This window comes from Helicobacter rodentium ATCC 700285, assembly GCF_000687535.1.
GTDB classification, from domain to species: domain Bacteria; phylum Campylobacterota; class Campylobacteria; order Campylobacterales; family Helicobacteraceae; genus Helicobacter_D; species Helicobacter_D rodentium.
This window is the reverse complement of record NZ_JHWC01000010.1, coordinates 13,373-38,334: the sequence shown is the minus strand read 5'-3', so window position 1 is coordinate 38,334 and position 24,962 is coordinate 13,373. Positions and strand designations below refer to the sequence as shown.

At 38.0% G+C, this 24,962-nt stretch carries 28 protein-coding genes; 7 read left to right on the top strand and 21 right to left on the bottom strand.

Going from position 1 to position 24,962, the window contains the following annotated elements:
- Position 1: 1 nt before the first annotated feature.
- Genes BS85_RS0108180 through BS85_RS0108165 form a run of 4 tightly spaced genes read right to left on the bottom strand, consistent with a single transcriptional unit; the run spans position 2 to position 3,312 of the window.
- Positions 2 to 946 (bottom strand): Ppx/GppA phosphatase family protein, encoded by a 945-nt coding sequence (locus BS85_RS0108180; RefSeq protein WP_211246907.1) that lies wholly within the window; start codon positions 944 to 946, stop codon positions 2 to 4.
- The gene (locus BS85_RS10575) at positions 946 to 2,295 is read right to left on the bottom strand and encodes a histidine kinase dimerization/phospho-acceptor domain-containing protein (protein ID WP_156938107.1); all 1,350 of its coding nucleotides are present in this window, start codon (positions 2,293 to 2,295) and stop codon (positions 946 to 948) included. The genes BS85_RS0108180 and BS85_RS10575 overlap by 1 nt, the downstream gene beginning before the upstream one ends.
- Before the next feature lie 28 nt (positions 2,296 to 2,323).
- Positions 2,324 to 2,992 (bottom strand): response regulator transcription factor, encoded by a 669-nt coding sequence (locus BS85_RS0108170; RefSeq protein WP_026944353.1) that lies wholly within the window; start codon positions 2,990 to 2,992, stop codon positions 2,324 to 2,326.
- Positions 2,992 to 3,312 (bottom strand): hypothetical protein, encoded by a 321-nt coding sequence (locus BS85_RS0108165; RefSeq protein WP_026944352.1) that lies wholly within the window; start codon positions 3,310 to 3,312, stop codon positions 2,992 to 2,994. Before BS85_RS0108165 ends, BS85_RS0108170 begins: the two co-directional genes overlap by 1 nt.
- A gap of 198 nt (positions 3,313 to 3,510) precedes the next feature.
- On the opposite strand from BS85_RS0108165, the gene BS85_RS0108160 reads away from it, so the two are divergent.
- Positions 3,511 to 4,509: a TerC/Alx family metal homeostasis membrane protein gene (locus BS85_RS0108160; RefSeq protein WP_026944351.1), complete on the top strand. Its 999-nt coding sequence runs from the start codon at positions 3,511 to 3,513 to the stop codon at positions 4,507 to 4,509.
- A 434-nt stretch (positions 4,510 to 4,943) separates the two neighbouring features.
- A complete protein-coding gene (locus BS85_RS0108155) occupies positions 4,944 to 5,192 on the top strand; it encodes a hypothetical protein (RefSeq protein WP_026944350.1) in 249 nt (82 codons plus the stop codon).
- A gap of 134 nt (positions 5,193 to 5,326) precedes the next feature.
- Here BS85_RS0108155 and BS85_RS0108150 read toward each other — a convergent pair whose 3' ends face one another.
- From BS85_RS0108150 to BS85_RS11585, 3 genes are all read right to left on the bottom strand, one after another.
- A complete protein-coding gene (locus tag BS85_RS0108150; RefSeq protein WP_026944349.1) occupies positions 5,327 to 6,853 on the bottom strand; it encodes a major outer membrane protein in 1,527 nt (508 codons plus the stop codon).
- A 363-nt stretch (positions 6,854 to 7,216) separates the two neighbouring features.
- Positions 7,217 to 7,354, bottom strand: a complete 138-nt coding sequence (locus tag BS85_RS11590; RefSeq protein ID WP_156938106.1) for a hypothetical protein — start codon at positions 7,352 to 7,354, stop codon at positions 7,217 to 7,219.
- Positions 7,355 to 7,384: 30 nt separating this feature from the next.
- Entirely contained in the window at positions 7,385 to 7,552 is a 168-nt protein-coding gene (locus tag BS85_RS11585; protein ID WP_156938105.1) for a hypothetical protein, read from the bottom strand.
- 199 nt (positions 7,553 to 7,751) lie between these two features.
- Between BS85_RS11585 and BS85_RS11580 the strand changes: the two genes are divergently transcribed.
- Positions 7,752 to 7,892, top strand: coding sequence for a hypothetical protein (locus BS85_RS11580; RefSeq protein WP_156938104.1), 141 nt, complete (start codon positions 7,752 to 7,754; stop codon positions 7,890 to 7,892).
- On the opposite strand, the gene BS85_RS11575 is transcribed toward BS85_RS11580, so the two are convergent.
- The 9 genes from BS85_RS11575 to rplU form a co-directional block, all read right to left on the bottom strand.
- Positions 7,884 to 8,066, bottom strand: coding sequence for a hypothetical protein (locus tag BS85_RS11575; protein ID WP_156938103.1), 183 nt, complete (start codon positions 8,064 to 8,066; stop codon positions 7,884 to 7,886). The genes BS85_RS11580 and BS85_RS11575 overlap by 9 nt on opposite strands.
- Positions 8,067 to 8,132: 66 nt before the next feature.
- A complete protein-coding gene (ychF, locus tag BS85_RS0108140) occupies positions 8,133 to 9,239 on the bottom strand; it encodes a redox-regulated ATPase YchF (protein ID WP_026944348.1) in 1,107 nt (368 codons plus the stop codon).
- Positions 9,240 to 9,248: 9 nt separating this feature from the next.
- Entirely contained in the window at positions 9,249 to 10,673 is a 1,425-nt protein-coding gene (locus BS85_RS0108135) for a leucyl aminopeptidase (protein WP_026944347.1), read from the bottom strand.
- A gap of 1 nt (position 10,674) precedes the next feature.
- On the bottom strand, positions 10,675 to 11,259 hold the full coding sequence (locus BS85_RS0108130; RefSeq protein ID WP_026944346.1) for a DedA family protein: 585 nt from the start codon (positions 11,257 to 11,259) through the stop codon (positions 10,675 to 10,677).
- On the bottom strand, positions 11,183 to 11,434 hold the full coding sequence (locus BS85_RS11570; RefSeq protein WP_156938102.1) for a hypothetical protein: 252 nt from the start codon (positions 11,432 to 11,434) through the stop codon (positions 11,183 to 11,185). The genes BS85_RS0108130 and BS85_RS11570 overlap by 77 nt, the downstream gene beginning before the upstream one ends.
- A gap of 109 nt (positions 11,435 to 11,543) precedes the next feature.
- Positions 11,544 to 12,323 carry a glutamate 5-kinase gene (gene proB, locus BS85_RS0108120; RefSeq protein WP_026944345.1) on the bottom strand — a complete coding sequence of 260 codons (780 nt, stop codon included), beginning with the start codon at positions 12,321 to 12,323 and terminating at the stop codon, positions 11,544 to 11,546.
- Positions 12,316 to 13,431, bottom strand: coding sequence for a GTPase ObgE (gene obgE, locus BS85_RS0108115; RefSeq protein WP_026944344.1), 1,116 nt, complete (start codon positions 13,429 to 13,431; stop codon positions 12,316 to 12,318). Before obgE ends, proB begins: the two co-directional genes overlap by 8 nt.
- A 155-nt stretch (positions 13,432 to 13,586) precedes the next feature.
- Positions 13,587 to 13,844, bottom strand: a complete 258-nt coding sequence (gene rpmA, locus BS85_RS0108110) for a 50S ribosomal protein L27 (protein WP_026944343.1) — start codon at positions 13,842 to 13,844, stop codon at positions 13,587 to 13,589.
- A gap of 18 nt (positions 13,845 to 13,862) precedes the next feature.
- Positions 13,863 to 14,177 (bottom strand): 50S ribosomal protein L21, encoded by a 315-nt coding sequence (gene rplU / locus BS85_RS0108105; protein ID WP_026944342.1) that lies wholly within the window; start codon positions 14,175 to 14,177, stop codon positions 13,863 to 13,865.
- A gap of 560 nt (positions 14,178 to 14,737) precedes the next feature.
- Between rplU and BS85_RS0108100 the strand changes: the two genes are divergently transcribed.
- Genes BS85_RS0108100 through polA form a run of 3 tightly spaced genes read left to right on the top strand, consistent with a single transcriptional unit; the run spans position 14,738 to position 18,426 of the window.
- Positions 14,738 to 15,478 (top strand): TerC family protein, encoded by a 741-nt coding sequence (locus tag BS85_RS0108100; RefSeq protein WP_026944341.1) that lies wholly within the window; start codon positions 14,738 to 14,740, stop codon positions 15,476 to 15,478.
- Positions 15,479 to 15,487: 9 nt separating this feature from the next.
- Entirely contained in the window at positions 15,488 to 15,712 is a 225-nt protein-coding gene (locus BS85_RS0108095; RefSeq protein WP_026944340.1) for a 2-hydroxymuconate tautomerase family protein, read from the top strand.
- Entirely contained in the window at positions 15,709 to 18,426 is a 2,718-nt protein-coding gene (gene polA / locus BS85_RS0108090) for a DNA polymerase I (RefSeq protein ID WP_026944339.1), read from the top strand. Before BS85_RS0108095 ends, polA begins: the two co-directional genes overlap by 4 nt.
- A 444-nt stretch (positions 18,427 to 18,870) precedes the next feature.
- Here the strand turns inward: polA and BS85_RS10570 are convergent, their stop codons facing one another.
- From BS85_RS10570 to BS85_RS0108065, 5 genes are all read right to left on the bottom strand, one after another.
- Positions 18,871 to 19,344, bottom strand: coding sequence for a DUF1104 domain-containing protein (locus BS85_RS10570; protein WP_051604752.1), 474 nt, complete (start codon positions 19,342 to 19,344; stop codon positions 18,871 to 18,873).
- Positions 19,345 to 19,417: 73 nt separating this feature from the next.
- Entirely contained in the window at positions 19,418 to 20,746 is a 1,329-nt protein-coding gene (locus BS85_RS0108080) for an RNA polymerase factor sigma-54 (protein WP_026944338.1), read from the bottom strand.
- Complete coding sequence (gene lptB / locus BS85_RS0108075) at positions 20,743 to 21,465, bottom strand: LPS export ABC transporter ATP-binding protein (protein WP_026944337.1); 723 nt, start codon at positions 21,463 to 21,465, stop codon at positions 20,743 to 20,745. Before lptB ends, BS85_RS0108080 begins: the two co-directional genes overlap by 4 nt.
- Positions 21,466 to 21,873: a tRNA (adenosine(37)-N6)-threonylcarbamoyltransferase complex ATPase subunit type 1 TsaE gene (gene tsaE, locus BS85_RS0108070; RefSeq protein ID WP_026944336.1), complete on the bottom strand. Its 408-nt coding sequence runs from the start codon at positions 21,871 to 21,873 to the stop codon at positions 21,466 to 21,468. It abuts the gene before it with no gap.
- Between the two features lie 3 nt (positions 21,874 to 21,876).
- Complete coding sequence (locus BS85_RS0108065; RefSeq protein WP_026944335.1) at positions 21,877 to 23,568, bottom strand: DNA polymerase III subunit gamma/tau; 1,692 nt, start codon at positions 23,566 to 23,568, stop codon at positions 21,877 to 21,879.
- A gap of 126 nt (positions 23,569 to 23,694) precedes the next feature.
- Here BS85_RS0108065 and BS85_RS0108060 point away from each other — a divergent pair, with 126 nt between their 5' ends.
- Complete coding sequence (locus BS85_RS0108060; protein ID WP_026944334.1) at positions 23,695 to 24,954, top strand: aromatic amino acid transport family protein; 1,260 nt, start codon at positions 23,695 to 23,697, stop codon at positions 24,952 to 24,954.
- Positions 24,955 to 24,962 lie beyond the last annotated feature (8 nt).

Genomic DNA, 24,962 nt, shown 5'->3' with positions numbered 1-24,962 from the left:
TTTACTCTAACAACCCAAGCGTATGCGCAATTACTGCTCCCTCACGCAAACCCTCATCAACCACTAAACATTCTTGGAATCCCAAAGCCTCCATAAAGCAAGTAAATAATGCGATTCCAAATGGCACAACATCGGCTTTATACATTCCAACAAGTCCTATTTGTGATTCCCTAGAAAGCCTAAAAAACTTCTCTAGCTCCACCGCAAAATCCTCTCTTGTTAATTCTGTACCAAAAATCGCTCTAGCATTATAAGACTGAAGCCCTAACTTAAAGGCACACACCATTGTGGGTGTTCCGCTATTTGCCATCATAAAGTGCGCTTTTTTACCTTTCTTTTTACATTCTTGCACAAATGCAGTAATGGGATTCAAAAATTCCTCTTTGTGTTTTAAAAGATTTTCTATCGTTTGATATCGGTCTTTGGCACTTACGATTCCAATCTCAAAACTCCTTGACAAATCCCTATCTCCTCCACAAAAAATAAACTCACTACTTGCCCCTCCCATATCCACAAGCAAAAAACTATCCTGTTGATATTTTGGATTTGTTTTAGCGATTTTACGCACAGCAATTTTGGGGGCAAGTGCGGTGATTTGTGCTTCTTGCTCCCCTGAAATCACTTGAAATCTAATCTGTGTAGAATCCCAAATAGATTGTAAAATCTCCTCACGATTCCGCGCCTTACGCATTGCCTGTGTCGTTAATGCCACCACCTTATCTTGTGGTGTGATTCTCAATGCGCTCTTTAACGCAAGCAAGCCTTGAATAATCCTCTCTTTTGCCTCTTTGCAAATTTCTCCACTCTTTTCTAATCCCTCTGCTGTGCGCACGGTGGTATCGTATTCCTCCAAAAACACAAACTCCCTTTGGGATTCCGCCCCTTTGATTTGCATTTTCACCCCGCGTAAAGAATTACTACCTAAATCAATCCCTATAACTTCCATTATTCTATTCCTTTTGGAAAAATAATTTTAAAATGATGCATACCCTCTTGCATTATCTCTCCATTCTCTTTTGAGTTGTTTTCTTGCTCTGTCGGGAGATATTGGTAACCAAACCCAAAATGGTGCAATTCTAAAATACCTTTTAAGATTGCCAATCCTAGCCCATAACCTTGAATCAAAGCGTGTGAATCTTCACGCGAGAAAGGCTCAAAATAATAAGAAATGGGTTGCTTTAAGGGTGTTCCAACATTGCAAACACTTAGCACAAAGGCTTCTTTAATTTCTGGCTTTAAACCCCAAGTTACGATATTTTTCAGATTTTTTTCCAATCCCACTTGGATAAGAATCTTTCCCTTGCTTCTATATTTTTGTGCATTTGCAATCAAATTCTTTAATGCAATGGATAAAAATTGCAAATCCCCATAAATTTTAAAATTCTCTTGGATTTTTACTTCTAGTTCCTCTTCCTCTAAAAATAGGTGTTGCAAAGTTTCTAAAATCAATGTTTCAATATCAAATTTACTCCAAACAAGCAAATCTCCACCCTCTTGGATTTTTTCAAAAGTTAGAATCTGACTTGTAAGAGTATCCAAATTGCGAACGCATTTTATCGCAAGAGGTTTTTGAGGATTCTCTGGCATCATTTCTAATGCAAGTTTTGCTTTGGAGATTGGAGTTTTTAACTCGTGTCCAATATTTCTCAATACAAACTCTCGCGCCATCATTAATTTGGAAATCTTTCTGCTCATTGCGTTAAAACTCAATGCTAATTGAGCTTGTTGCGGTTCTTTTGGCACTGGGATTTTGATTTTATAGTTTCCTTTTGTAAATTCCCTCAAGGCACTTTGCAAAATTTTCAATGGGTGCAAAAGAGCCAAAAGAATCGCAAAAGTTAAAAGCTGAATTAAAAAATCAAAAAGAATCCAAAGATTCAAACTATCACTCATAGACAATTCGCTTCCATAGTCTTTTAATGCAATAAAAGTCATATCCAAATATTCCAAATAAAAACCATAATAACTTTGAGATTTAAAAACTTTAATTTCTGCAAAAGAATCTTGAATCTCTGATAAAATAGCTACATTGGGTGGCATTTTACGAATAATCTTGTAATGATTGTTCCTTGCAATTTCGCGCAAACGCGCAGTATTACCGCCAATAAACTCGGACAAAGATTGTTGGGCTAATAAATTTGTCTTGGCAAGAATCGCCTCTTCGCTTTTCTTTAAATTATTAACATTAGTTAAATAAATGATAGTTCCACTCACGCAGATAGAAATAAAAAATAAAAAATAAATTTGGACAAAAAGCGGTGGGATAAAACTTCTCGTTTTAAAGTCATCTTTCATTTTAAATCCTCTGCTTTAAGGACAAGATTTAATCGCAAAATTTGTAGCCAATTCCCCAAATGGATTGAATATATTTTGGAGTTTTTGCGTCATCGCCCAATTTTGCTCTTAAATTTCTAATATGCGTATCAATGCTTCGCAAAGAGGAATCCGGAGCAATACTGGAAATCGCTTGTAATAGCGATTCACGCGAATAAGGCTTACCTTTATGTGCAATCAACAAGCTTAAGATTTCAAATTCTGCTGGTGTAAGGTCTATATCATAACCTGAAATATTCACTTTGCGTCTTTCAACATCTACTTCTAAATCTTTGTATATGACACTTTGATGTTGTGAATAACGTTTTAGTAACGCTTTAATACGCGCAACAAGCTCAATGGGTTCATAGGATTTTGCCAAATAATCATCAGCTCCTCGTTCAAAACCTAAAATTTTACTACTAATATCTGCACGAGCTGAAGACATAATAATTGGAATATCACTAATATTGCGCAATTTCTGACACAATTCCAGTCCGTCCATTTCGGGCAACATAATATCTAACACAGCTAAATGGAATCCGCCCTTGTTTTTCACACTATCCAATGCGGCATTAGGGCTATCTGTCGCAAAAACTTCCATACCGCTTTGACGCAGGTAATCTACTAGCAGTTTTTGCATTTCCAAATCGTCTTCTACAAGCAAAATCTTATACATTAATTACTCCCAAATTTCTCTAAAAGCTTCTCCATATCCTCCGCGTTTAAAACCTCTGCGATTGCGCTATAAAATGCGATTCTAGCCTTGATATACTCATCACTCACTTCTTTAAATGCTTGTTCGTATTGTCCTAAATCCACTTTTGTTTGCCCCTTTAAATCCAACAATAATCTATTGCGAATACGATAGCTATTTTGTTGATAAACAAGCTTTTCTGCATAAAACTCTGCCATTGCTTTTTTTAACATTTCCTGTTTCTCTGGAGTTAAGGTTAAAGTTTTTAAGGCATTTTCAATATTGTTACCCCACACTTGCATACAAAAAACTAGACAAAAAAACGATTAAAACGCGCATAAATATCCCAAAAAATAAAATATAAAATTATAAAAGCCTCAAAATAAAGCTACACTTAAAATCCACATTATCACTATTAACAAAATAAATCTCCCTTTCATTTACTAAGTATTTATTTTTCAATTTTAGAATATGATTAGGGTTTTTCATAAAGGAGTTTAATGGAGCATTTAGGATTCCCCCCGCTTACAATCGCGATTTTTACAATTTTTGTCATTCTCTCTCTTGGCATTGATTTTCTAGGACACAAAGACGATAAACCGATGAGTTTAAAATCCTCTAGTATTTGGTCTCTTTTTTGGGTTTTTATCTCCATTCTTTTTGGCTTATTTGTATATTATGAACACGGCAAAGAAATGGCTTCCTTATTTTTCGCGGGGTATATCCTAGAAAAATCCTTATCGGTGGATAATCTTTTTGTGATTATGGCGATTTTTTCTTGGTTTAAGATTCCGCAAGATTATCGCCATAGGGTCTTGTATTTTGGAATCCTTGGCGCAATCCTCTTTCGCCTAATCTTTGTGGCGATTGGAAGCAGTTTGTTTTTTCTTAGCCATTGGGTGCAACTCGTCTTTGGCTTGATTATTTTATGGACTGCCATTATAATGCTTAAAAAAGGCGATGAAAAGGAGGAAATAGAGGATTATTCTAGCCATTTAGCCTATAAGCTTGTGTATAAATATTTTTCAGTCTTTCCAAAAATCGTTGGGCATTATTTTTTTATCAGCAGAAAAACACTTGCACTCGCACTGCAAGAGAATCCAAATATCAATTTTTCAGATAAAGGCGCAATCATCGCAACGCCTCTCTTTTTGTGCTTGTGTATCATAGAATTTAGCGATGTAATGTTTGCCTTTGATAGCGTTCCAGCCGTGATTGCCGTCTCACAAGAACCGCTCATTATTTACTCGGCGATGATTTTTGCCATACTTGGCTTAAGGGCGTTGTATTTCGTGCTTGAAGCCTTGAAAGAATACCTCATCTATTTAGAAAAAGCAGTGATTGTGTTACTCTTTTTTATTGCAATAAAAATCTTGCTCAACGCTTCATACAATATGTTTGGAATCGGATTTGAGATTCCGCCCCTTATTAGCTTATATGTCATTGCTTTTATTTTATTTACAGGAATCTTTTTAAGTGTTGTATTGCCTAAAAAATAGGAATCCCAGTCATTGCGAGAAAATTTGCAAAATTTTCGTGGCAATCTATAATAATGCAAACAGAGCGTTTTATTTTTCGTCATTGCGAGAAAATTTGAAAAATTTTCGTGGTGTGCAAATGCGTAGCATTTTCACCCGCTTTAGCGCAAATCTATAATACAAAATGAACTAAAAAGCTAACCACTTTGTCATTGCGAGATTCCACTTGCGGAATCGTGGCAATCTATAACCTTATATGCCTTGCACTTTCCCATTGCGTCATTGCGAGATTCCACTTGTGGAATCGTGGCAATCTATAATAATGAAAAAAGGAAAATATCACAATGGAATCTTAAAAGTTTGGAATTGTAAAGTTTTGTAAAGTTTAATGTATGCTTGATTATGGATTGCCACGAATGCTACGCATTCTCGCAATGACTAAATGGTAAGATTTTATGTGTGCTAGATTATGGATTGCTTCAGGCAAAGCCCTCGCAATGACGCAGTGGTTTGCTTTGTGTCATTGCGTTTTTACCTCTCTGTCATTGCGAGGAATGAGCAAAGCGAATGACGAAGCAATCTATAATAATGAAAAAAGGAAAATATCACAATGGAATCTTAAAAGTTTGGAATTGCAAAGTTTTGTAAAGTTTAATATATGCGGGATTATGGATTGCCACGAATGCTACGCATTCTCGCAATGACTAAATGGTAAGATTTTATGTGTGCTAGATTATAGATTGCTTCGGCTGAAGCCTCGCAATGACGCAGTGGTAAAGTGTAATGACAAAAGAAAGACAATGACGAGGGAGAACCCTCATCAAAGAAAAAGGAGGAATTAGAAGCTGTATTTTACTTCTAGTCTCACTCTTTGTCTGTCTTCGTCAGTTACATTATCATAAGCACCTGCTGGAGCTGGGCTACCTAAATCTGGTCTATCAGTCATCAAGTAAGCATAGTAACCGCTGATTGTAAGGTTTGCATTGTGTTTCCAGCTGAATCTTGGAGTGATTTCTTGGAAATCAACATCTCTTTTACTTCCAAAACCATTTGCTCCTTTATAGCTAACATCATTGCTTCCCCAAACATAATCTAAGCCGATTCTTAGTCTCTCATCTACCATTCTATAACCGATTGCACCATAGAATACGCTTAAATCTTGCTCACTTCCAAATCCATGCACACCTCTATTTAACAATGCAGAAGTGCTTACACCTGTTGCATTATTTTGCCACCAGATTGCTCCAGCGTATTTGAAGATTGTGCCATCATCGTTCAATGTAACTGCTGTTCCATCTTGGAAGTTTGTAACATAACCTAGTTTAACATCTAGTGGCACACCAAAATCTTGAGCGAAATCTGCACCTACATTGAATACAAACAAGTCGTTTGCTTCAGTAATGTTGGATTTATTGTAAAGTCCTGTTCTTTTATCTATATTTGCATAACCATGCAATGCACCCAAGACTGAGCTATCACTATTATCTAATTTTGCAATCGCATATTGCAATGCAGCATTAAATGTGCTTCCGTCCCAAGTAAGCTCACCTACTCCTAGTGCATCAACTGCGTCTTGGATATAGAATCCCCAAAGTTGTCCGCCAAAGCGTCCATAAGCTGTATCTACACCATAGATACCTGCAAGAACATAGAGAGGCTTAGTTACAGAAACGCCATCGTTGCCACCTGAAGTGTATCCTTGATGAACATCATCAATACTCCAAGAATCAAATGCACCTGCTGCAAAGGTAAATCCCTCTAAGTCGCTGTTTAATGCTAGGATACCTGTTCCTCTATCGTCATCACCTGCATTTGTTACAGGAGTTGCAAGTCTTTGCTTACCAAGAATCACTGTAGTAGCTGTGCTATCTGGAGTAATCACTGCATTAAATACGCTTACACCAAAGCTTCCGTCTTTACCTGAACCAAGTCCTAGTCCTACACCGGGAATAGTAGAGGGCATTGCTGGGTTATAGCTTGGATTAGGAATCGTTGGAATACTAGTAGGATCTTTAGGGTTATAGCTTGGATTAGGGATCGTTGGAGTATTACCATTAGCTACACCATTTCCGTGATTTACATTGTTGGATTCGTTGTTATAAAGAATCCCAAAGTTTAATGCAATGTTATTTACCACAGGAGTTTTGAAGTCTGCTACTGCTTTCCAGCGGTGAGTAGCGTTACTATTAGCCACAGAATCTTTATTGAATCCATTGCCATCATATCTATCATCATTGTATCTGTATCTTAGATAACCACTGACATCAATCCCTCGGATTGCTTCTTCTAAGGGTTGCGCAAAACTTGCAGTAGAGAAAGCACCTAGAGCAACACTTGCTGCTAAACTTAATTTTAGAAATTTCATTTTAATCTCCTTTTTTGTTAGAATTTCGAAATTACAACTGCCTAAGACTAAGGAAGCTTAAAGTGAAGCAAGGCTATACTTCTCGCCCCCTTGTCCTATCAATCAAGTAAGATCTAGCTTTGGAAACTTCTAACCTAACAAAGCTAGACTGAAATTTTAGCAAATAGGGGGGGGGGGGGTGTCAAGTCTAATTTTAAGATTTTTTTAATTTAAAGTGTTTCTCTGCTTTTTTGTTTTTGTGTTTGGATTCCTTGAAACTTCATTATCTGCACCCTTTCAAGATTTTTTGATTTGGTTTTTATCTTTGTTGGAAATTTGTAAAATTTTTGTGGCAATCTATAATTTTAAACTGAAGTAGAATTATCAAAGGCGAGATTCTGTGTTATGGATTGCTTCGGGCAAAGCCCTCGCAATGACAAGAACCATTGCGTCATTGCGTTTTGCCTCTCTGTCATTGCGAGAAAATTTGTAAAATTTTCGTGGCGTGCAAATGCGTAGCATTTTCACCCGCTTTAGCGCAAATCTATAATTTTAAACTAAAGTAGAATTATCAAAGGCGAGATTCTGTATTATGGATTGCTTCACTTCGTTCGCAATGACAAGAACCATTGCGTCATTGCGTTTTGCCTCTCTGTCATTGCGAGAAAATTTGAAAAATTTTCGTGGCAATCTATAATAATGAAAAAAGAAAAATATCACAATGGAATCTTAAAAGTTTGGAATTGTAAAGTTTAATGTATGCGGGATTATGGATTGCCGCGAATGCTACGCATTCTCGCAATGACGCAGTGGTAAAGTTTTCTATTTGCTAGATTATGGATTGCTTCGGCTAATGCCTCGCAATGACGGAGGAGTAAGACGCAATGACGAGGTGGTAAAGTTTTCTATTTGCTAGATTATGGATTGCTTCGGGCAAAGCCCTCGCAATGACGCGGTGGTTTGCTTTGTGTCATTGCGTTTTACCTCTCTGTCATTGCGAGATTCCACTTGTGGAATCGTGGCAATCTATAATAATGAAAAAAGAAAAATATCACAATAGAATCTTAAAAGTTTGGAATTGTAAAGTTTTGTAAAGTTTAATGTATGCGGGATTATAGATTGCTTCGGGCAAAGCCCTCGCAATGACTAAATGGTAAGATTTTATGTGTGCAGGATTATGGATTGCTTCGGCTAACGCCTCGCAATGACGGAGAAACACAAGCTTCAATGGCAAAAGTATTCAATCCCTTAAGTTGCGATATTAAAAAATTACTTGCATATTTATTATTATCTTTAAAACCTACACATTAAACCTAAAGTGCATTACATCTCCATCTTGCACGATATAATCCTTGCCCTCTACGCGCATTGCACCCGCTTCTTTAGATTTTGTCTCACCACCATATTGGATAAAATCTTGATAAGAAATTACCTCTGCGCGGATAAAGCCTTTTTCAAAATCTTTATGAATCACTCCTGCCGCCACAGGTGCTTTATCTCCCTTATGAATCGTCCAAGCACGCACTTCTTTTACTCCGGCGGTAAAATAACTAATCAAGCCTAGCTTCTCAAATCCCAAACGAATTATCGCGTCCAATCCACTCTCACTTACACCCAATTCTTTAAGAAATTCTCCTTGCTCCTCCTCGCTTAAACTCACAAGCTCTTCCTCAATTTTGGAGCAAAGCTTAATAACTTCTGCTCCCTGCTCCTTTGCATATTTTTTTAATTGCAACACAAAGTCATTATCGGATTCCAAACCCTCTTCATCAACATTTGCGCCATAAATAATCTCCTTGTTTGTCAAGAATCGCAACTCTTTATCCAAAAGCAAAAACCACTCATTCTCTTTTTCTTGAAATGTCCGAACAGGCGCACCACTCTCAATATGTGCCAAAAGCAAACTCGCAACCTCTAACTGCGCCTTTGCTTCTTTATCTGTGCCACTTTTTGCAGCTCTCGCAAGTCTTTCTACGCGCTTTTGCAGGGTTTGCATATCAGCAATCAATAATTCTGTTTCAATAATCTCCACATCACGCAAAGGCTCAATACTTCCCTCCACATGCGTAATATTGGAATCCTCAAAACAACGCACAATATGCAAAATCACTTCTGTTTCTTTAATATTTGCCAAAAATTGATTCCCTAAACCCTCTCCCTTACTAGCACCCTTTACAAGCCCCGCAATATCCACAAATTCCACCACAGAATGTTGAATCTTTTGTGGATTAACGATTTTTGCTAACTCCAAAAGTCGTATATCAGGCACAGGAACGATTGCTTTGTTAGGCTCAATCGTGCAGAAAGGATAATTTGCAGATTGTGCATTTTGCGTTTTGGTTAGCGCGTTAAAAGTTGTAGATTTGCCGACATTTGGAAGCCCTACGATTCCAATAGATAACCCCATAGTTTCCCTTTATTTTACTTGATTCAAAATAAACTGCACAACAGAACGCACTCCTGCGCCACTTGCTCCAAAAGGATTCACTCCCCAAGCTTTTTCTACATAAGCAGGTCCTGCGATGTCCAAATGCAACCATTTTTGAATCAACGATTTTTCAACAAATTCACCTAAAAACATTCCCGCACTAATTGCACTTCCATAGCGACTAGAGGGAATATTGCACAAATCCGCCACTTCAGAATTAAACAACTTCCTTAAATAAGGATTAAAAGGCAAAATTCCACTCAACTCTCCTGCTTCAAATGCTGCTTTACTAAATTCTTCTTTAAGCTTTTGATTGTAACCCATAATTCCCGTGCTATAATCCCCCAATGCAACAACACAAGCTCCTGTAAGCGTGGCTAAATCAATCAGAAAATCGGGTTTCAAATCACTTGCAAAACTTAAACAATCTGCCAACACCAAACGCCCCTCTGCGTCAGTATTACGCACTTCAATACTTTTTTGATTCCGCGCAATCAAAATATCATCAGGCTTATACGCATTCCCACCGATCATATTTTCAGCTAATCCCAAAATGCCATGCACTTCCATTGGAATGCCAAGCTTTGCAACAGATTCTAATATTCCAATTACCGCACAAGCTCCACTTTTATCCGCTTTCATTGTCGTCATATAATCGCCCGGCTTTAAACTAAGACCACCGGAATCATAAGTCAAGCCTTTTCCAACTAGCGCGATTTTGGGCAATTTCTCGCCCTTTGCTCCTTTAGGTTTATAGCTTAAATGCACCAAATAAGGCTTATTTACACTTGCTTTTGCAACTGCTAAAAATGCACCCATTTTTTCATTTTCTAAAAATTTTTCATCATAAATTTTGCATTCAAATCCAGAATCCTTTGCGGTTTTTTGCGCAAAGTCCGCCACATATTTTGGTGTTGCAATCATTGGAGGAGTATTAATCAACTCACGCACCTTATTTACGCTATCGCTTATAATTTTGGATTCTTTGATGATTGCCTCAAGCTTCGTTTGCTCCACTTTTGTAGAATGGAGATAAATTTCTTTTAGCTCACTTTTGTTTTTCTTGCTTTTAAAAGTATCAAACCCATAAGAGCCAAGCAAAATTCCCTCGCAAACTTCTTTCGCTTCTTTTTGGGATTCTACTTGAAGAGAAAGAGACTTGATGTTTAGTTTTTGGATCATTCCAATTGCACTTGCTAACGCATCACGCAAGGCGTTAGGAAAGGGATAATCACAACTTTCAACCCCTACAAAAACCTTTCTACTCTCCTCAAGAAAACAACACCCTTCACCCTCATAATGACGAATCCTTAATATCTCTTTTTCTGTTTTACTTAAATTTTTTGGTATTTTTTTATCACGCAAAAGGATAATTTCTAATTCCCCTTGTTTAAGTTTTGATAAGATTTTCATTTCACTTTCCTATAACTTTTTGTTCAACCTTTGCAGTTGCTCTATGTAAATAATAATAGATTCCGCCACCTAAAATCAATGCAAATGGAATCGCAATATAATAATGTTCCTTACCATAATGCACAATTTGCAATAATTGTTCTCCGAAAAAATAAGCTAATAAAATAGTAATTGCCGCCCACACAAGCGCACTAATCAAATTAATAAAAGCGAAAGTCTTTGCACTATATCGCGTAACCCCTATACTCATTGGAATCACTGTGCGCATACCATACAAATATCTTTGAGCAAAAATAATAGGCCAACCATAACGTTGCAGAAGCAAATGCGCTAGAGCAAATTTGCGTCTTTGGGTTTTGAGCTTTTTATAAATAAATTGCTTATTGTATCGTCCAATATAAAAATAAACTTGATCTCCTACAAACCCGCCTAGTCCCGCTACAATAATTGCAATAGGAATCGTCATATGCCCTGTATGACACATAATTCCAGCCATAATCAATCCCAACTCACCCTCTAAAGTGCTCCAAATAAACAAAATAATGTAGCCGTATTCTTGTAGCCATTGCGTAAATAATTCTTCCATAGCAATCCGTAGCAATTTTCTTTAAAATATAAAATTTGGATTCTATCAAAAATTTGCTTAACCTTTTGCCATTGCTTTTGATTGCAAAATAAAGTCTCCACTTTGTCATTGCGTTTTGCCTCTCTGTCATTGCGAGAAAAGCTTTAGCTTTTCGTGGCGTGCAAATGCGTAGCATTTTCACCCGCTTTAGCGCAAATCTATAATGTTGCAAAAATTAGATTCAACAATGGAATCTTTGAGGAGAGATTCCGCTCCTCTTGTAATGACAAATTTGAACACAACCTTCAAGGATTAGATGTAAATAAAGTGCCTTTTTCGTGGAGATTGTGTAGCAAAAAATCCCGCAATACAGACAAATCTTTACCGCTAGATAAAAACATTTCGCGTTTATTATCTAGCAAAAATTTTGCAGCTTTTAGTTTTGTAACGATTCCGCCTGTGGCAAAGGCATTATTCGGCGTTGCCTCCGCTTCTAGCTCCTTTTCAGAAATACTTGTTACAATTTTTCGCATTTTTGCGTTGGGATTCTCCTTTGGATTCTCCTCATAATACCCATCAATATCACTTAGAATCGCCAAAAGTGAAGCGTCAAAAAAATGTGTAACATACGCGGAGAGTTGGTCATTATCGCCAAAACCTAAAAACATTAACTCTCCCGTTGTGGTTACATCGTTTTCGTTGATAATAGGCAAAACCTTGTTTTTCAGCAATACTTCCATTGCATTGCGCGCATTTTGTGTGCGTTTCCTAGAATCCAAATCATAACCCGAAAACAAAACCTGCGCACTTAGGATTCCATATTTTTCAAGTGCTTTTGCGTAAGTCTGCATCAAAAGCGGCTGTCCGATTGCCGCAAGGGCTTGTTTGTTTGCTAAAATCTTTTTATCCAATTCCAATGCGGTAAATCCAGAAGCCACCGCCCCAGAGGAGACTAAAATCACTTCATAAGTTGCATTAAGTTCGCTAATAAGCTGCACAAGGGATTCTATCCTTGCAAGGTTAATCCTCTGATTTTCTACTAAAATCGCACTACCCACCTTAATGACAATTCTATTTTTACACATTTAACCCCTTTAAACTCTCATATAAAAGGAATCGCAAGGATTCCAAATTCTCCTTGCTCACACTTGAAACCCCAAGCGCAAACAAAGGAGTATTCAAGTCATAATCCACCCCAAAATCCTCTTTATCCTTTTGTATAAACTGCAAGGATTCCGCTTTGTTTTTCAAAGAAAATCCAAAAGTGTTTAAAAACTCCACAATGCAATCTCTATGGCTTTTAAACTCCGCATTATCCGCTATTAGCAAATCTTGATTCTGTAAATCAATCTTGGAAAACATTATGCCAAAAGGGCGATGAGAAAGTTCTGTGCTAAACTTCTCTAGCTCCTCCCTTAAGATTCTAAATTGCTCCTCTAATGTGCGGTAATTTGCCAAATCTAGCACAAAGAGCAAAAATCTTGTCCGCTCAATGTGTCGCAAAAACTCTAGTCCCAAGCCCTTGCCCTCACTCGCACCTCCAATGATTCCGGGAATATCCGCAATCACAAAGGATTGATACTCCCCAACATTGACGATTCCAAGCTTTGGAATGAGTGTCGTAAATTCATAATTTGCAATTTCGGGTTTTGCATTAGAAAGCACCGATACAAGCGTGGATTTTCCAACATTTGGAAAGCCCACAAGCCCCACATCAGCAATTAGCTTCAGCTCCAAGCGGATTTGCTTTGTAACCCCTGCGATTCCTTTTTGAGCATAAGTTGGGCGTTGGTTTGTGGCACTTTTGAAATGCGCATTGCCTAAGCCCCCTTTACCACCCTCTAAAAACAAAATCTTTTGGGATTCCTCCACCAAGTCTAGCAAAAGTTCTCCGCTTTGACTATCAAAAACCTGCGTCCCGGGCGGAATCTTAATCACTAAATCCTCGCCCTTTTTGCCATATTTATTGCGCCCTTCTCCGGGTTTGCCATTTTGAGCTTTAAAAGTCTTATGCCCTCTGAAATGCGAAAGCGTATCGGTGTTTTTATCCACTTGAAAATACACGCTACCACCTTTGCCACCATCGCCGCCATCGGGTCCGCCATTTAAGACAAATTTTTCTCTGCGAAAGGATACTGCGCCCTCCCCGCCTTTACCGGAAGTTACAGAGATTTCAACACGATCTACAAACATCAAATAACCTTAAAAGTTTAACTCTAGGATTGATTGTGATTTGAATACTAATTACAATACTAAAAGGGATTAACATTAAAATCAAAACCCAAAAAACCATTCAAGGCAGAATCCCAAAGAGGAATCCCGCCCCTAAATCCTGAATAAAAGAAGCCTTAAGAAGCTGGGATAATAGAAACTTTTTTGCGGATTCTATCTTTTCGCTCGAAGGATACGATTCCATCAATTAATGCAAAAATCGTATGATCCTTACCCATTCCTACATTGTTTCCGGGATGCACTTTTGTCCCTCTTTGACGAATAATAATATTACCCGCGCGGACAAACTGCCCACCAAATTTTTTAACGCCTAAACGACGCCCCGCGGAATCGCGATTATTCTGGGTGCTACCCTGACCTTTCTTGTGTGCCATTTCAACTCCTTAACAATCTTAAGCAGAAATTTTCACAACGCGCACACGCGTGAAATCTCGTCTAAAGCCTCGTTTTGTTTTGCTATCTTTTCTACGACGCTTCTTAAAAGTGATGACTTTCTTGCCTCTGCCCTCATTGATGACTTCTAATTCCACTTTTGCACCACTTACATAAGGCACACCAAGCGTAATATCTCCGCCATCGCAGATTGCTAAAACTTCGCTCACTTCAACTTTTGACTTTGGCTCAAGGTTCAAGCAATCAAGCAAAATAACATCGCCCTCGCTCACCTTGTATTGTTTGCCTCCATTCGCGATGATTGCATACATTATACAATTCCTTAAAATTTGAAGTTCTTTTTATTAAAGCTAATAAAAGTCGGGATTCTATCTAAAATTTCATTAAGATTACTTGAAAGAGAATCTTAAAAGGCAAGAATCTATATTATGGATTGCTTCGGCTAACGCCTCGCAATGACGAGGTGGTTTTCGTCATTGCGAGAAAATTTGCAAAATTTTCGTGGCAATCTATAATAATGCACTTCTTTAAGGATTCCATTGCAAAAATTACTTTATGCTAGATTATGGATTGCTTCACTTCGTTCGCAATGACGCGGTGGCAGTATGTCATTGCGTTTTGCTTTTTGTCATTGCGAGAAAAGCTTTAGCTTTTCGTGGCAATCTATAATAATGCACTTCTTTAAGGATTCCATTGCAAAAATTAATGTGTGCTAGATTATAGATTGCTTCGGCTTTGCCTCGCAATGACAGAAGTGGGAGACGCAATGAAAGAGGAGCAATATTCCAAGATACAATAAAAAGTTTTTCATTGTGTTTAAGAGGTTTTTACTAAAAATCCCTTATAATGTCGCTTATTTTTAAAGGAATCTTAAATGTTTGATTGGATTACAAGCCCTGAAATGTGGATAGCATTAACGACTTTAATCGCCCTTGAAATTGTGCTAGGCATTGACAATATCATTTTTATTGCGATTCTTGTGGGACGATTGCCCCAAGAACAGCGACAAAAAGCAAGGATACTAGGACTCTCTTTAGCGATGATTACCCGCCTTTTGTTGCTACTTTCACTCTTTTGGATTATGAAACTCACCGCCCCACTCTTTACTATTTTTACACAAGAAATTTCAGGACGCGATATAATTCTAATCTTGGGAGGATTATTTTTAATTGGCAAATCCACACTTGAGATTCACCACGACATAGAGGACGCAGGAGATTCAAAGTCAGACAACCCATTACAAGAGGGCGCAAAAAGGGGCTTTTTTGCTGTGTTAATCCAAATCGCAATCTTGGATATTGTATTCTCACTTGATTCTGTGATTACTGCGGTTGGAATGGTGAGCAACATTGAAATTATGATGATTGCCGTCATTGTAGCAGTGGGCGTGATGATGATTGCAAGTAAAAGCATTTCCGAGTTTGTGGATAACAACCCTACCATTAAGATTCTAGCACTTGCCTTTTTAATTCTCATTGGGGTAACCCTTGTCGCAGAAGGCTTAGAATTTCACATTTCTAAGGCTTATATTTATTTTGCAATGGCATTTTCTCTTGGTGTGGAATCCATTAATATCTATATCAAGAAAAAACGACTGAATAAAAACAACCAATAAAGGAATCCTATGCCTTATGTCAATATCAAAATCACACGCGAAAATGGCACACCAACAACAGAGCAAAAGCAACGCATTATACAAGGAGTTACAGAGCTTCTAGGCGAGGTTTTAGGTAGGAATCCCGCTTCACTTGTCGTTGTCATTGATGAAATAGACTGCGACAACTATGGAGTGGGCGGAATCACAATCACGCAAAAGCGCAAACTGCAAAACCCTAAAGGCATACAATGAAAACACTCACCATCATTGATACCTTTGGATTCCTCTTTCGTAGTTATTTTGCTTTGCCACCACTGAAAAACCACGATGGCTTCCCCACAGGATTGCTCACAGGCTTTGCAAAACTCATTATGCAATTACACAAGGATTATCCGCAAGATTATCTAGTGTTTGCGCTAGATTCCAAAGAGGAAAATTTCCGCAAAAACATTGACCCACTTTATAAGGCAAACCGCCCAGAAGTCCCGCAAGACCTTAAATTACAGCTAAAAGTTGCCATAGAATGGGTGGAACAAATGGGATTTAAGAATATTTCCATTGCGGGTTACGAGGCAGATGATGTGATTGCGTCTATCAACAAATGCGCGAACGCATTAAATGTCTATGTGCGCATTATTAGCCACGATAAAGATTTATATCAGCTCATTGACGGGGATACTTTTTTGTTTGATCCTAAAAAAAAGAAAGAAATTCACGAAGTGGATTGCATAGAAAAATATGGGGTTACACCTGCGCAATTTGTGGATTTTCAAAGCCTTGTGGGTGATAATTCCGATAATGTCCCGGGCGTGAAAGGAATCGGCGCAAAGGGAGCGGCGGGATTGTTGCATAACTTTAAAACCCTAGATGGAATCTATGAAAATATTGACAAAATTGCCTCCAAACGCACACAAGAGTTGCTAAAAACCTACAAAGAGGACGCTTATCGTAGCCAACAACTCGTGCGTTTGCGTGAGGATTTGTTAGAAAATTTTAATCTGCAAGATTGCCAAATGCCACACCAAAACCCCTTGCTAAAAATCACAGAATCTCTCAAAGCCTACGAAATCAATAGCGTTCTTAAAAAGATTCTGCCCAAAGATTCGCCCAAAAATTCCCTACATTTCTTTGAAAATGCAACAAAAATCAGAGAATCGCAGGGCTTCACGCCACAAACTCCAGAACCAACGCCCTTTGCTTTTAATTCTCATCTCCTCAATACCGATGAGAAATTACAGGCTTTCTTTCCCAACATTTCAAGCGATTCCATCGTGTCCTTTGACACCGAAACAACAAATTTAGATGTATTAAATGCTAAGATTGTGGGATTCTCCTTTTGCCTTGATGGTATCAATGCGTATTATGTCCCTCTAGCGCACAATTATCTAGGCGTAGAGGAACAGGTGAGCAGACAAGTTGCGTTTGATTTTATCCGCGCACTCTTTAATGCTAAAGCCATCATTGGGCATAATCTCAAATACGACTTAGAAATCTTGCGCACCAACTTTGATTTTACCCCCCCAAGCTTCCAGAATATTAAAGATAGTATGCTTCTTGCTTGGCTCTACCAAAGCGACTTGCCTTGCAATTTGGATTCCCTAATGTTGCGCTATTTCAAACACGAGATGATTCATTATAAAGATGTGGTGAAAAAGGGAGAAAACTTTTCACAAATCCCCATAGAATACGCTTGTAAATACGCTAGTGAGGACGCCGCAGCTTGTTATCAACTCTACCAAAAGCTAACCAACCTACTCCCACAAAACTTGCTTCAAGTTGCGCAATCCACAGAATTTCCCTTTATCCAATGCCTTGTCAATATGGAGTTAAGCGGGACAAAAATTGACATTGAATACTTTAAAGAATTAAAACTAGAAATGTCCGCTAAACTCTCTAGTCTTTCAGAGGAGATTTATTCCCTTGCGCAAAAGAAATTCAACCTCAATTCGCCCCAGCAACTCTCCATTGTATTATTTGAGGATTTAAAATTACAAAGTGGCAAAAAGACAAAATCCGGCTTAAGCACCTCTCAAATGGTTCTAAACTCCCTTGTTGATGCACACCCTATCGTCCCAAAAATCCTTGAATATCGTGAGCTTTTCAAGCTTTTTAGCACCTATATTGAACCCCTTATTGAACACGCCAAACTAAACAAATCGCATAAAATCTATACTTCTTTTATGCAAACAGGCACAAGCACGGGACGCCTAAGTTCCAAAAACCCAAACCTCCAAAATATCCCGGTTAAAACCACACAGGGCAGACGCATAAGGCAAGGCTTCATTGCGCAAGAAAACCACTTGCTTGTGAGTTTAGATTATTCCCAAATTGAATTGCGACTTTTGGCGCATTTCTCGCAGGATAAGGCGATGATTGAAGCCTTTTGTCATAATGCAGACATTCATCTTGAAACAGCTAAAAAAATCTTTGGCGAGGCAAAAGCGCAAGAAAAACGCGCAGTGGCAAAGAGTATTAATTTTGGATTGATTTATGGTATGGGACCCAAAAAACTCTCCGAAACATTGAAAATCAGCTACCAAGAGGCAAAAACCTATATCCAAAACTATTTTGAATCGTTCCCCACCGTGAAAGATTTTTTAAAGGCGCAAGAGGATTTTATCCTAGAAAACGGCTATTCTCTCACTCTGCTAGGGCGTATGCGCAAATTTGACTTTCACGGAATCCAAGAATACCAAAAGGCGGCATTTTTGCGTGAGGGGATTAATGCGATTTTTCAAGGCAGTGCGGCGGATATTATCAAAATGGCGATGAACGCTATCACACAAGCGGATTTGAAGTCTAAACTGCTTCTGCAAGTGCATGATGAATTAATTTTTGAATCCCCAAAGGATGATGCACAATCCGAAGCGCAAAAAATCGCTTCCATTATGGAAAACATTACAACACTCAAGATTCCTTTACAATGCTCCATTAGTATGGCAAAACATTGGGGCGACTTAAAATAGCTCCCATTGCCATTGTAAGCAGTAGGCAAAACAAACCAAACCCCCCGCTTCATCATTGTGATACTTCTTGAGACACCCTCTCTGTCATTGCGTTTTGCCTCTCTGTCATTGCGAGAAAAGCTTTAGCTTTTCGTGGCAATCTATAATGTTGCAAAAATTAGATTCAACAATGGAATCTTAAAAGTTTAAAGTTGTAGAGTAATAGGCGAGATTCTGTATTATAGATTGCTTCGGCTACGCCTCGCAATGACGCGGTGGCAGTATGTCATTGCGAGAAAAGCTTTAGCTTTTCGTGGCAATCTATAATGTTGCACTTCTTTAAAGATTCCATTGCAAAAATTACTTTATGCTAGATTATGGATTGCTTCGGCTAATGCCTCGCAATGACAGAAGTGGGAGACGCAAGAGGAAATTTAACCTTTCGTTCTTGCGTAAGTCAATAGGTTACCAAGAATGACGGTATCCCTTTGGATTATAACAATCACGATGTCCGCCCCTTCCTGCTCCTCTACCATATTCGCCACCTCTGTGATGACCATAACCATAATATCCATAACCATAATATCCATAGCCTATCAATCCGCTTTCTCTTGCTTTCGCTTCACTCATAGAGTTTAAACGCTTCTGCATTTCTTGATGGATTGCATCGTGATATTCTTGATGTTCCTTTTGTGTCATATTACCGCATACGCTCCAATGAGCCTCTCTTAACTTGTCTCCAAATTCTCCTGCGTCTTTGACTTTCATATTTTGCATACGCTTATGAATCTCCATTCTATAATCTGGATAATCTTTGGGTGCAACTTTTCCTGACATTTTAATTAATTCCTCATTGCTTGTTTTGGAATAATCTGCCGCAAACACACTTGAAGCCAAAGCACCAACTAAGGCAAGAGATAAGATAGCTTTTGTTTTCATAATTTACTCCTTAAATTTTGGATAGCGGAATTATAGTTTTCAAGCGTGAAAGAAATGTGAAACAAAAGTAAAATCAATGTGAAGCGGGAGCAATTTTATAAAGTTTTTTACGCTCACTTGAACTTGCAATATTGAGTTGAGCCCTATATTTCGTAATTGTGCGACGCACAATTTTAATATTAAACTTTTCTTCAATAAGTTTTAGGATTCTATTATCGCTTAGCGGTTTTTGTTTGTTTTCGTTTTTGACTAAATCTGCTACAAAATCTTTTATCGTTGTGTTTGCAGTTTCTTCATCAATCGCTGTGGCAAAAAAGTTTTTAAGAGGAAAGATTCCACGAGAACACTCTAAAAATTTATTAGAAATAGCGCGAGAAATTGTGCTTGGGGCGTGTCCAAACTCTTCTGCTAAATCTTTCAACTTCATCGGTTTGATTTCACCCCCTTTAAAAAACTCGTATTGATACTCTACAAGCATAAGTCCAATTTTATAAAGTGTAGCCTTACGCATTTCAAGCGCATCTACGAGGTCGCGCGCTTCTTTAATTTTGGTTTTAATAAATTCCTCTTTGAGCTGAGCTTTATCCTCTTTGCTTTGGGTTTGAATCTCAATGCTTGGATAATATTTTTCATTAATTTGCACTTGGATATTGTTTTTTTCCTCAAGCACTAAAATATCAGGAATAATTGCGGCTTCTTTTTGAAAAAAATCAAGTGCTGGTGGGTTTTTGAAGCTTTGAATTACTTTCATTGCTTTATCGTAAAGTTTGGCGTCTTTATGCTTTGTATGATGTTCTAAATCTTGTAAAATCTCACAAACCAAAGAATAAACCTCACTTGGCACATCTAAATTTTCTAGCTGAAAACAAAAGGATTCTATTAAATCAAGCGCAGCGATTCCGGGCGGGTCAAGATAAGCAAAGCGTTTGCGCACTCTCTCCACTTCTGTGGCACTAATAGTCGCATTAAGAAGCTCACTACAAGTTTGTGCAATTTTCTCACAATCTCCTTCAAAATAACCCTCTTCATTGAGATTTTCAATGATTTTTTTTGCAATTTCTTGAGAATTAGTCGTGGGAAACAAGGGTGGCACAATTTGCTCACTTAACACAACCTCCAATGAATCCTCTTGAACGCAAAATTGCTCTATTGCGTCCCCCTCTACGCTAGAACCTTTCGCTCCTCTTAAAAGTTCTTTTTGACGCTTATTTTGACTAGATTTTTGTGAGCTAAAATCTTGTGCGATATTAGATTTAATATCAAAATATGGATTCTCTTTGCTAAATTCATTCAAAGTCTCCTCCAAATCGCTCATTCCACTTTGAAGAATGGGAAGCCAACTTTTTAATGTGGAGGACAACTTTGCTTTAAGGGTTGTTTGTGTCTGTGTGCGTAGCTTCATACTTTGAAATTTTCACCTAAATAATGTTTTCTCACAAGCTCATTTTGATAAATCGTATTGGAATCCCCACTAGCAAGTAAAGTGCCTTTGTTGATAACATAAGCACGATGACACACTCTAAGAGTTTCACGCACATTATGATCGGTAATTAGCACCCCAATCTTTAATTGAAGCAATTTTTTGATGATATTTTGAATGTCTAGCACCGCAATGGGATCTACACCTGCAAAAGGCTCATCTAGTAAAATGAATTTTGGCTTTTTAACTAAAGCGCGTGCAATTTCTACACGTCGCCTTTCGCCCCCACTTAGATTAATCCCCTTGCGACTCCGAATCGGCTCAATTCCAAAATCCTCCAACAACTCCTCAATGCGGCGCATTCTCTCATATTCGTCTTTTAAGCACACTTCTGCGGCAATCAAGAGATTTTCCTCTACGCTTAAATCCTTAAAAACACTAGATTCTTGCGGTAAATAACCAATTCCGAGTTGTGCGCGTTGGTGCAAACTTAAATGTGTAATGTCCTCCTTGTCAAAACAAACCTTGCCACCACTTGCCTTTAAAAGTCCGCAAATGATATAAAAGGTTGTCGTTTTACCCGCACCATTTGGACCCAAAAGCCCCACAACCTCGCCACTTTGCACACGAATAGAAATTTCTTGAATGATTTTTGCTTTTTTGATTGTTTTACTTAAGTGTATTGCTTCTAATGTGTGCATTCATTGTCCTTGAAAGGTGTATTTTCTCTTATTGGATTCTAAACTAATCAAAATACGTCGAAATGGCAAACCAATTTGTCGTAGAATTTTAGCTAAATTTTCATCGCCCCACTCAATAAAATGCCAACCCTCTTTTTCAATTTCCTCCAAAAACCCAAGTGCAAAGAGTTCCTCTAAATTTTTATTATAAAGATCATAATGATAGATTTGATTCCCATAATCCATTGCAGTTAAAAATGTAGGAGAAGTAACCTGCACCTTGCTCCCTAGAGATTCCACCATTGCTTGAACCAATGTCGTTTTCCCACTTGCCAAATCACCACTTAGCAGATAAATACCGCGATGATTCTTTAAATCCAAACTTTCACAAAGCCTCCATAATTCCTTTTTAGCTAAAATAAACTCCATACTTCACTCACTAGTTTGGATTGGACGCACTTTGATTTGTTTAACTTCCAAAATCTCTCTAGCACTCTGCAATAAAGGCAACTCCAAAGCCGCATTTACTTCTAATTGGATAGTGTTTTGAGGCTGTGAAGTTTGCGGTGGAGGTGTAAAGGAATCTTGTATCTTAGAGTTATCCTTTTGGGATTCTATGTTAGAATCTTTTGGATTCAATAAAGCATTAGATTCTTGGGCGTTTGTGGGTTGTGCAGTTTGATTTACGCCATTGATAGACTTAATTTGTGTATTCAAACCAAAAACCTCTAAAACAAGGTTTTTAATAATAGAATAGCTATTTTTCAATCTCTCGCGATTGCTACCACTTGCGAAACTCTCCCAAGTGAGCGTATCCTCCACAAAAGAAACGAAGCGAATCTCTTTTGCAAAAATTTCTCCCAACTCATAATTGCGTTCATAAATTTTTTGACTTAGAATAGAAAAGAGAGTAGAAGCTTTAGAGGTCTCCTCTTGTTTTGCGCTAGGTAAAGATTGTGTTGTGGAATCCATAGCCACTGATTGACTTTGGGTAGTTTGTATTTTAGGAGATTCCACGCTAGAGGGGCTTAGGATTTGTTTGGGTAAATTTTCAAACAAACCTTTTTCTAAATTTTTAATCGCAACATCAATTTTCTCTATTTGCAAAGCTTCCAACATTTTAAATACGCAAAGCGTCAAGACAAACTCATCTTCAGAACCTAAAAATAACAACTCTTTTGCTTGGGTTAGAATCCGGAAAAATCTATCTATTACTAATGTGTTGTAGCGAGAATCCTCTCCTTTTAAAAGCTTTTCTTTTAGAAAAATACTCATTTCATCTAAAAGCATTTCGCATTCATATTCAAAAAAAGCTTCAATTTCTTGCAACAAAACCCCTCTATCTTGTTTGAAAATACATTCAAAAAGCGCATTAAGGCTTTGAGGATTAATCAACCCTAGCATATTTGCACAAGCTTCAGAAGTAATATTGTAGTTAGAATAGATAATCACTTGGTCAAGCAAGGTTAAAGTATCACGCAAAGAACCTGAACCACTACGAATAAGCATATTAAGTGCCTCTTCTTGATAAGTGATTTGTTCTTTTTGTAAAATATTTTTTAAATGCTCCAAAATACTTTTATCAGAAATGCGCTTAAAACGGAAGTGTTGTGTTCTGCTTAGAATTGTTGCAGGAAGCTTTAGTGGATCTGTTGTGGCTAGGATAAATTTCACATATTCTGGTGGTTCTTCAAGGGTTTTTAAGAGCGCATTAAAAGCCTCTTTTGTAAGCATATGCACTTCATCTATGATAAAAATCTTGAAGCGTCCCATATTGGGGTGGTATTTTGTTTGCTCAATCAAATCCCGAATATCATCAATCTTGCGTGAGGAAGCACCATCTAACTCTATAATATCAATATGTCTCATTTTGTGAGGATTTGCAGCAACGCAGTTAGCACAAACCCCGCAAGGCTTGGCGCAAGGACCATTTTCGCACTGCAATGCTCTAGCAAAGATTCTAGCACTAGAGGTTTTACCGCTTCCGCGCAAACCTGAAAACAAATAAGCGTGTGAAAGTCGTTTGCTACTTAATGCTAAGGACAAAGTGCGACTTACCGCTTCTTGACCAATGAGTTCATCAAAATCCATTGGACGATATTTGAGTGCTAAAGCTTGTTCCATTGATAATCCTAATTCAAAAACTGAAATTTTACATAAAGTAAGCCTAAAAATCAAATTTTGAATCCCTCAAGTGAAAGTAGGCTGAAACTTGGATATAATATTAAAATTTAACACAAAAGGGATTTTATGTTTAATTTAAACCGCAAACCAAGTGTATTTGGTGGAACAATGATTATTGCTGGGACTGCGATTGGAGCGGGAATGTTGGCACTACCAACCATTAGTGCTGGAATGTGGATTTGGTATTCTTTGGGCTTGTTGGTGCTAACTTGGTCTATGATGTTGCTTTCCTCTCAAGCGTTGCTAGAAGTCAATTTGCATTATAATCCCGGCTCAAGTTTTCACACACTTGTTTTGGATAATTTAGGAAAATTCTGGAATCTCATTAATGGCTTAAGTGTTGCCTTTGTGCTTTATATTTTAATCTATGCTTATGTGAGCGGGGGCGGTTCTATGGTTGTGCATATTTCAATGGTTGCACTAGATTATGAGCCACCCAAATTAATTGCTGGTTTATTCTTTGCCTTGCTACTTAGTGGTTGTGTATGGTGGAGTACTTATGTGGTGGATAGATTTTCTATTGTGATGATTGGCGGAATGGTTTTGACTTTTATTTTTGCTATGAGCGGAATGTTAAGCGAAATAAAAATGTCTCGTTTGTTGGATTTAAATTTTGATGGAAATCCTTATGGAATCTTTGTTTTTGTGGCACTTTCTACTTATCTCACTTCCTTTTGCTTCCACGCAAGTGTGCCAAGTCTTGTAAAGTATTTCGGCAAAGAACCTAAAAAAATTAACCAATGTTTAATTTATGGCACATTGATTGCGCTTTTTGCTTACACAATATGGAATCTAGCTTGCGATGGCAATATTGAGCGCACTGCTTTTAAAGATGTAATTGCTGCAGGGGGCAATGTAAGCCACCTCATTGAAGCGGCAAGCCTAAACCTCAATGGGGCATTTTTGCTAAGAATGCTAGAGGGATTCGCCTTTTTAGCTGTTGCAACTTCTTTTTTGGGCGCAGGACTTGGATTGTTTGATTATATGGCAGATTTATGCGGATTTGATGATAGCCGATTAGGACGCACAAAAACTTTAATTGTGGCTTTCGCCCCTCCTATTATTGCAGGTATGATTTACCCTGATGGTTTTTTGTTGGCGATTGGCTGGGCAGGACTTGCAGCAACGATTTGGTCTGTTATCATTCCTGCATTATTACTTAGAGCAAACAGAATTGCACGAGCAGCGCAAAAAGCAGAATCCCAAACAAATGATTTTCGCGTTAAGGGCGGAAATTGGACTATTTATACTTTATTGGTTTTTGGCTGTGTTGTGGGCGTATGTCATATTCTTTTTGTTTTTGATTTACTGCCGATGTATAAATAGGAACTAAG

What these genes read in the sequence shown, in the direction of transcription:
- BS85_RS0108180 (WP_211246907.1), bottom strand. Translation starts at nt 946, where the DNA reads ATGGAAGTTATAGGGATTGATTTAGGTAGTAATTCTTTACGCGGGGTG.
- BS85_RS10575 (WP_156938107.1), bottom strand. Translation starts at nt 2,295, where the DNA reads ATGAAAGATGACTTTAAAACGAGAAGTTTTATCCCACCGCTTTTTGTC.
- BS85_RS0108170 (WP_026944353.1), bottom strand. Translation starts at nt 2,992, where the DNA reads ATGTATAAGATTTTGCTTGTAGAAGACGATTTGGAAATGCAAAAACTG.
- BS85_RS0108165 (WP_026944352.1), bottom strand. Translation starts at nt 3,312, where the DNA reads ATGCAAGTGTGGGGTAACAATATTGAAAATGCCTTAAAAACTTTAACC.
- BS85_RS0108160 (WP_026944351.1), top strand. Translation starts at nt 3,511, where the DNA reads ATGGAGCATTTAGGATTCCCCCCGCTTACAATCGCGATTTTTACAATT.
- BS85_RS0108155 (WP_026944350.1), top strand. Translation starts at nt 4,944, where the DNA reads ATGTGTGCTAGATTATGGATTGCTTCAGGCAAAGCCCTCGCAATGACG.
- BS85_RS0108150 (WP_026944349.1), bottom strand. Translation starts at nt 6,853, where the DNA reads ATGAAATTTCTAAAATTAAGTTTAGCAGCAAGTGTTGCTCTAGGTGCT.
- BS85_RS11590 (WP_156938106.1), bottom strand. Translation starts at nt 7,354, where the DNA reads ATGCTACGCATTTGCACGCCACGAAAATTTTACAAATTTTCTCGCAAT.
- BS85_RS11580 (WP_156938104.1), top strand. Translation starts at nt 7,752, where the DNA reads ATGGATTGCTTCGGGCAAAGCCCTCGCAATGACGCGGTGGTTTGCTTT.
- ychF (WP_026944348.1), bottom strand. Translation starts at nt 9,239, where the DNA reads ATGGGGTTATCTATTGGAATCGTAGGGCTTCCAAATGTCGGCAAATCT.
- BS85_RS0108135 (WP_026944347.1), bottom strand. Translation starts at nt 10,673, where the DNA reads ATGAAAATCTTATCAAAACTTAAACAAGGGGAATTAGAAATTATCCTT.
- BS85_RS0108130 (WP_026944346.1), bottom strand. Translation starts at nt 11,259, where the DNA reads ATGGAAGAATTATTTACGCAATGGCTACAAGAATACGGCTACATTATT.
- BS85_RS11570 (WP_156938102.1), bottom strand. Translation starts at nt 11,434, where the DNA reads ATGCTACGCATTTGCACGCCACGAAAAGCTAAAGCTTTTCTCGCAATG.
- proB (WP_026944345.1), bottom strand. Translation starts at nt 12,323, where the DNA reads ATGTGTAAAAATAGAATTGTCATTAAGGTGGGTAGTGCGATTTTAGTA.
- obgE (WP_026944344.1), bottom strand. Translation starts at nt 13,431, where the DNA reads ATGTTTGTAGATCGTGTTGAAATCTCTGTAACTTCCGGTAAAGGCGGG.
- rpmA (WP_026944343.1), bottom strand. Translation starts at nt 13,844, where the DNA reads ATGGCACACAAGAAAGGTCAGGGTAGCACCCAGAATAATCGCGATTCC.
- BS85_RS0108100 (WP_026944341.1), top strand. Translation starts at nt 14,738, where the DNA reads ATGTTTGATTGGATTACAAGCCCTGAAATGTGGATAGCATTAACGACT.
- BS85_RS0108095 (WP_026944340.1), top strand. Translation starts at nt 15,488, where the DNA reads ATGCCTTATGTCAATATCAAAATCACACGCGAAAATGGCACACCAACA.
- polA (WP_026944339.1), top strand. Translation starts at nt 15,709, where the DNA reads ATGAAAACACTCACCATCATTGATACCTTTGGATTCCTCTTTCGTAGT.
- BS85_RS10570 (WP_051604752.1), bottom strand. Translation starts at nt 19,344, where the DNA reads ATGAAAACAAAAGCTATCTTATCTCTTGCCTTAGTTGGTGCTTTGGCT.
- BS85_RS0108080 (WP_026944338.1), bottom strand. Translation starts at nt 20,746, where the DNA reads ATGAAGCTACGCACACAGACACAAACAACCCTTAAAGCAAAGTTGTCC.
- lptB (WP_026944337.1), bottom strand. Translation starts at nt 21,465, where the DNA reads ATGCACACATTAGAAGCAATACACTTAAGTAAAACAATCAAAAAAGCA.
- tsaE (WP_026944336.1), bottom strand. Translation starts at nt 21,873, where the DNA reads ATGGAGTTTATTTTAGCTAAAAAGGAATTATGGAGGCTTTGTGAAAGT.
- BS85_RS0108065 (WP_026944335.1), bottom strand. Translation starts at nt 23,568, where the DNA reads ATGGAACAAGCTTTAGCACTCAAATATCGTCCAATGGATTTTGATGAA.
- BS85_RS0108060 (WP_026944334.1), top strand. Translation starts at nt 23,695, where the DNA reads ATGTTTAATTTAAACCGCAAACCAAGTGTATTTGGTGGAACAATGATT.